General features: G+C 66.9%; 4 protein-coding genes and 2 pseudogenes. 2 read left to right on the top strand and 4 right to left on the bottom strand.

What is annotated here, in order from left to right; all coding sequences use genetic code 11:
• Window positions 1-207 (top strand): mycothiol transferase (locus tag VXC91_RS41780; protein ID WP_329512585.1); only part of this gene is annotated, 207 nt, incomplete at its 5' end.
• A gap of 201 nt (window positions 208-408) precedes the next feature.
• On the opposite strand, the pseudogene VXC91_RS41775 reads toward VXC91_RS41780, so the two are convergent.
• Both VXC91_RS41775 and VXC91_RS41770 read right to left on the bottom strand, forming a co-directional pair.
• Window positions 409-1,044, bottom strand: a pseudogene (locus VXC91_RS41775) (OB-fold nucleic acid binding domain-containing protein); the annotation flags it as partial.
• A gap of 107 nt (window positions 1,045-1,151) precedes the next feature.
• Window positions 1,152-2,423 carry an MFS transporter gene (locus VXC91_RS41770; protein ID WP_329512584.1) on the bottom strand — a complete coding sequence of 424 codons (1,272 nt, stop codon included), beginning with the start codon at window positions 2,421-2,423 and terminating at the stop codon, window positions 1,152-1,154.
• Between the two features lie 286 nt (window positions 2,424-2,709).
• On the opposite strand from VXC91_RS41770, the gene VXC91_RS41765 reads away from it, so the two are divergent.
• The gene (locus VXC91_RS41765) at window positions 2,710-3,201 is read left to right on the top strand and encodes a hemerythrin domain-containing protein (protein WP_329512583.1); all 492 of its coding nucleotides are present in this window, start codon (window positions 2,710-2,712) and stop codon (window positions 3,199-3,201) included.
• 215 nt (window positions 3,202-3,416) lie between these two features.
• On the opposite strand, the gene VXC91_RS41760 is transcribed toward VXC91_RS41765, so the two are convergent.
• Together VXC91_RS41760 and VXC91_RS41755 are read right to left on the bottom strand one after the other, a co-directional pair.
• A complete protein-coding gene (locus VXC91_RS41760) occupies window positions 3,417-4,739 on the bottom strand; it encodes an MFS transporter (RefSeq protein ID WP_329512582.1) in 1,323 nt (440 codons plus the stop codon).
• Window positions 4,740-5,293: 554 nt separating this feature from the next.
• Window positions 5,294-5,723 (bottom strand): annotated as a pseudogene (locus VXC91_RS41755) (alpha/beta hydrolase); the annotation flags it as partial.

The following is a 5,723-nucleotide window of genomic DNA, read 5'->3' as shown; positions in this document are numbered from 1 at the left end:
ACCAACACGAACCTGTTCGCCATCATGGTCCATGTCCTCGGCGAGTCCATCCGGCATGCCGGACACGCCGATATCCTGCGCGAGGGCCTCGACGGCCGGACCGGGCTGCGCCCTGAACACGAGAAGCCGATCGACGAGGAAACCCGTGCAGGCTACCGCGCGAAGATCGAGCAGGCCGCCAGGTCGGCCGCACCAATCAAGGCTTAGTCGGACATACCAGGCAGCCTGACATCAGCTCCCCCACCGGCGCTTGCGATTTCCGAGCACCCCGGCCACCTGATATGCCCGCGTCACCCGATGTGGGCGTTCAGTCCACCCCTTCGTCGTCCTCGTCCAGCTCGGGCGAGTCCGGGTCGCTCAGCGGGCGCAGGGCGCCGGCGGCCGGGGTCGAGGCGGTGAAGCTGTAGCGGCTGAGCGGCTTCCGGCAGGCTGAAGATCGCTCCACGGGTGGAGCCGGGCCCCCGCGGTCCCGTCAGAGAGCGTCCGTTTGGCCGACGCCGGAGTACCGGGCTGGGCAGGGGTGGGTGCGGGTTCGGTGTGGTCCAGGAGCTTCAGCGCGGCCTCGGGGCCCAAGTCCCGGCGGGCGGCCGCCACTTCCTCGAGGTCCCAGACCATCTGGCCGACCACGGTGCGGCGGTTGCCGCGGCGTTCCACGGTGCCACGGACCAGCAGCAGCCCGGAATGGAAGATCGTCCTGGCGCAGGCTGCGTGACTGTCCTCGAAGAAGGCCAGGTCGACCATGCCCGAGCCGTCCTCCAGCGTCACGAAGATGACGCGCTTGCCGGACGGGATCGGCGGGGTCTGCGTGGCAGCGCGCACGCCGGCGACGAGGACCGGCCGGCCGGCATGCAGCGACTGCAGATGCCGGGCGTCGGTGGCACCGAGCTCGGCGAGCAGCCGGTGATGGTGCTCGAGGAGATGGCGGCTGACGTCGACGGACAGCACGTCCAGTTCGGTGCCGAGCATCTCGCGGCTGGTCATCCCCGGCAGCCCGCTCGCCTCGGCGCTGACCAGCTCGCCGTCGAGCGGCAACTCTTCCCATCCCGTTTGGCGCTGATCGTCGCGATGACAGCTCCGTCGCCGGCTGGGAGCGACATGTCAACGACCAACGCCCCTGCCATCGGGCAGGGCGTTGCTCGAGATGGTCTGTTTCAGGATGCCTTTTGGTCGGCGGGCTTCTCGATCTCGGTGGTCACCCGTGCCCCTCGGAAGAGCACCGGGAGCCACAGGAGACATGCCAGCAGAGGGACCGCGGCGTAGGTGGCCATGCCCACACTGGAGCCCAGCCCGTCCATGAGCGCGCCGAGGACGAGATAGCCGATGCCGATGAGCGCCGACTCCACGAATGCGATCATCGACAGCAGGCTCGCCCGGTGGCGCGACGGCACGGCCTCGTTGAACACGTTGTCCACGATCACGGCGGTGATCTCGGGAATCCCGACCAGGGCCAGGAACGCGGCGATGGTGACCCAGACAAGGCCGACGCCGCTCAGGCCGAGTGCCGCGGCGAGCGTCAGGAGAGACACCGGGACTATGACCCGATACCCGATGCGCCGGTCCGCGCGGTCCGACAGTAGCGGAGTGAGCCCGCCGGCGAAGAATCCCGCCGATATGACCACGCTGACCAATGCGGTGCCCGCTCCCTGATCGGAGAGGGTCTTCTGCGTAAAAATGATGTACGGCGTCAAAGTCGCATGCATCAATCCGGACACCACGACAAGCGTCACGAGCGCCGGCGTGGCGACCCGAAGCATCGCCCGCCATGCTGTGGCGTCGCCGTGCTCCTTCTCGGCTCCGTCCTGCTCGTCCACCGCGTCCGCGCCGCGGATCTCGGGCACCCGTGACATCAGCACCACCACGGCCAGGGCGAGGCACGCCGCCGAACCGACGTAGACGACTCCCCAGGAAATCTGCTGCAGTTGGCCGCCGAGGACGATGGCGGCTCCCGAGGTGACCGTCCCGAGCATGGTGAACCGAGACTTGATCTTGACGTAGCTGGCCGTTGCACCGCGACGCACGAGCAGGTCGTACAGCAGGGCGGTGTCCGAACCGGACACACATGCCATGCCCACGCCCTGCCCGATGAACAGCGCTAGGAACACCCAGTAGTTGGAGAACGCCACCTGACCGAGCAGACATCCAGCTATCAGCACCTGGCCGATCACGATGCTGGCACGCCTGCCGATTCGGTCGGCGATGACTCCCGTCGGCAACTCCACAAGTCCGCTGACCAGGTAGAGCAGTGTCTGCAGTAGGGCCACTTGCCCGGCGGAGAAGCCTCGCTGCTGAAGGAAGAGGACGAATACGCCGCGCTGGAACAGCGTGTTGGCGAGCACAGCGTATACGTAGAACGGGCGCGTGACACTTCGTGCTGCATCGTCGACCGCAGCCGACCCGCCAAGGGCCTCCGTGGTGCCGGTCATGCTGTGGGCTCCCTGGTGACTCCGGTGATCATTAGTGTTGGGCCTCCGCCGCCGACCCGCTACCCGACGACGTCAAAGCGATCCTTAACAAGATCCACGACCAAGCGGGTGCGCACTAGTCTGTCCCAAGTCAGGTATCAGAAGGACTCGGATACGCAGCAAGCAGGATGCGACGGGTGGTGTGCTTGCCGCTCCGCCGCCTCGCGTGATCAGATGGCGGCAGCATCGCGTGCCGGTGGCGGACTGCGTCAGGCATGGAGGTGTGGAACCGAAGGGGCTGCCATCCGTGGCTTCCCACGACGGCGACCGTGCAGCTGCCTTGAGCCTGCAGCTCGCGCAAGCACATCAAGAACTGCGTCGACAGATCAACGAGATCAGGACAGGTCTCGGGCATCGCCGACTGAGCGACGACTTGCTCCTCACTCACTGCCTGGCCTTCTGTGCCGCGTTGACCTCGCACCACCAAGGGGAGGGCGACGGACTGTTCTCCCAGTTGCTGCGCGAACGCCCGGATCTTGCTGGGACGATCGCGAATCTTGCTGAGGATCACGGAATGATCGCCTCGATCCTGTCTCGGGTGAGCGAACTCTCTGACAGGGCTGCAGAATCGCGTGGCTCCGTCCTGGAGGCGATCGGGCGTGAGCTTGACGGATTGGCGGCGATCATGGATTCCCACTTCAGGTACGAAGAGCGGACGATCAGCGCGGCGCTCGACGAGGGAGTACTTGACACCGGGTGGTCCGGCATGGTGTTCGGGGTCGCAAGGGGCATGAATTGACATGGTTGGAGCTTCGTCTCAGTGAGGTTCACTCTTCGGGACGACTGAGGGTGACCGGTCGACAGTTCGGTCTTTGACGAGGCGTGTTGCGTGCGGGACGCCGCGGTGCCTTGGGCCCGAACCCGCTCCGGTCATCCATCGCGCTCAGATCGGTCAACCAGCGGGTTGTGACCGCGCTTCCGTAATGGCTACGACCGGAGACGGAGTTGTGTGGGTCATTCGCGGCGACAGAAGCCCTCACACGGGACCGAAGTCTCCGGCGGTACGGGAAGCGTCCGTCCCAGGCGGGCGAGTGGGGACAGTGCCATCAGCGCCGGCGACAACAGCATGCCTGCGGCTGTTACCAGGAGGCTGGTGCGCGTCCCCCACACTTCCGCGAGAAAGCCGCCGACCAGTGAGCCGAGCGGGGTCAGCCCCATCCCGACAAAGTTGATCGTCGCGGCCGCGCGGCCTTGCATCCCGTCCGGAGTGACGGTCTGCCGGACGGCCATGACCGTGACATTCACCAGCTGGCTGAAGGTCCCGAAGACGAAGTTGACCGTAAGGAGCGCGGGAACCGTCACCACAGAGGAGCCGTGCAGTGCAGGCACAAACAGGAACACGCCGTCGCCGAGTACTGCCGCGGACACGAGCACAGCGCCATGTCCGAAGCGGCTCGGTAGGCGGGCGGCCAGCAGCGAGCCCAGGAGTGCGCCAGGCCCCGTCGCCGCGAGTGCCAGCCCGACGGCGGTGCCCGACAGATGCAGGTCCCGTGGCAGGAGCAGCAGATAGACGGTCATCACAGCCGCGAAGAAGAACTGGAAGGCGGCTGATGCGAGGCACACGGTACGCAGCGAGGTGTTGCCGGCGACAAAGCGAAGACCTTCATGGATCCGCCGCCACACCCGAGGAGGACGTTCCGAGCGTTTCAGGATGGATTCGCGGCGACCGATCCGTCGGATCGACAGGAACGACAGCGCGAAAAACACTGCGCTGGAGCCGGCAGCGATCGGCGCCGACAGCACAGACACCAACGCACCGCCGAGGGCGGGACCGCCGATCTGCGCAGCGGACCGACTGCGCTCGAGCGCGCTGTTGCCCAGTACCAACTGATCGCGTTTCACCAGCCGTACCAAAGACGCCTGGTATGCCACGTCGAAGAACACGGACAGAGCCCCGATGGCGAAGGCAAGCACAAGCAGCGCCGGCAGGCCGAGCACACCGAGGAGGCCGGCCACGGCGGCGGCGCCCAGTGCCAGGGCCCGACCGGCGTCCGTCAGCACCATCAGTGTGCGGGTCGGCCACCTGTCCACCCACGCGCCGGCGAAGAGCGACAGCAGCAGTATCGGCGCCTGCCCCACCGCGCGCAGGGCGCCCAACTGGCCGGCACCGGCGTTGAGCGTCAGGACGGCGAAGAGCGGCAGAACCACCAGACTTGCATGTTCGCCCAGTTGAGAGGCGGTCTGGCCCACCCAGAGCCTGCGGAAGTCGCCGTCTCGCCACAGGCTTGACGGAACAGGCCGACCGGAATCGGATGCAGCGGAGGAAGAGGACGGCACAGGGACCCCTCGGATGACTGAGGACGAGACCCGCCGGCCGGCGCACCGACCATTTCAGGCAGCGGGAAAGGAAGACTCGCTATGCCGCGCATCAAGGGCAGCACGCGATGACAGGCCGCTCACGGCCTCAACCGTCAACGCGTGCTCGTACGACCGACCATGTCTTCGCTCCTCGTGAGTCACTCCCTGCGCGAACACTAGCTTCCGCTCGGCAGGGCACGAAAGGTGATTAAGGGCCGGCGGACGGCGGGAGGAGTGCGGCTGTTCAGGGGTCATGAGGGAGGACGGCCGCGGAAAGGGAGCTGCTGGGCTGGGAGCGGGATGAGCGGCAACGGCGGATCCACCAGCGGCCCATGGCCCTGGTGGGCTACGCAAGTGTCGCCGGGGCTTCGATCGCCGGGTTCATCGCGTTCGTGGTGGACAGCGACATGGCCGCGGACATCCGGCCCTGCCGCTGCGCGGCAGGGCCGGATCGGGCACGTCGTGCCCCGTGCGGGACGGACGCGGTCGAGCTTGACGATGATGACGATGGTGGCCAGGACGTGTAGCTGTCGTCAGTCCGCCGGTCGTGTCCACCGTGCCTGACCGCGGTCGAGGGCGGCGACCTCGCGTACGGCCTCGGCGACGGCCGGGAACTCCTTGCGCAGGATGGCACCGTGGTTGCCGGCGACCTTCGCGCTGATTTGGATGTTCGCGTTGCGGACCGTCACCGTATCGAGGCTGGTGCGTATCTGTTCCTGCTCGTCACCGCGGCTTCCGAAAGACGTCCCTGACGCCACCACATACCGCACCGGGACGGTGATTCTGTCCAGCACGGGGCCCAGCTCGCGCTCGCGGGAGAGCCTGCCGAGCTCGATGTTGCTGTTCGCCTGCTGTTCGGCAGTCATGTGCGGGGTCAGGCCCGTCGGGCGCAGCAGCGGCGTGAACCAGCCCATCCGCCGGAACAGCTTCCGGATCCGCTGCTCCATGGCCTCATCCAGCCCC

The sequence above is a fragment of the Streptomyces chiangmaiensis genome (assembly GCF_036281785.1).
Taxonomy (GTDB): Bacteria; Actinomycetota; Actinomycetes; order Streptomycetales; family Streptomycetaceae; genus Streptomyces; species Streptomyces chiangmaiensis.
This window is presented reverse-complemented; position numbering and strand designations above follow the sequence as displayed.

What these genes read in the sequence shown, in the direction of transcription:
- VXC91_RS41770 (WP_329512584.1), bottom strand. Translation starts at nt 2,423, where the DNA reads ATGACCGGCACCACGGAGGCCCTTGGCGGGTCGGCTGCGGTCGACGAT.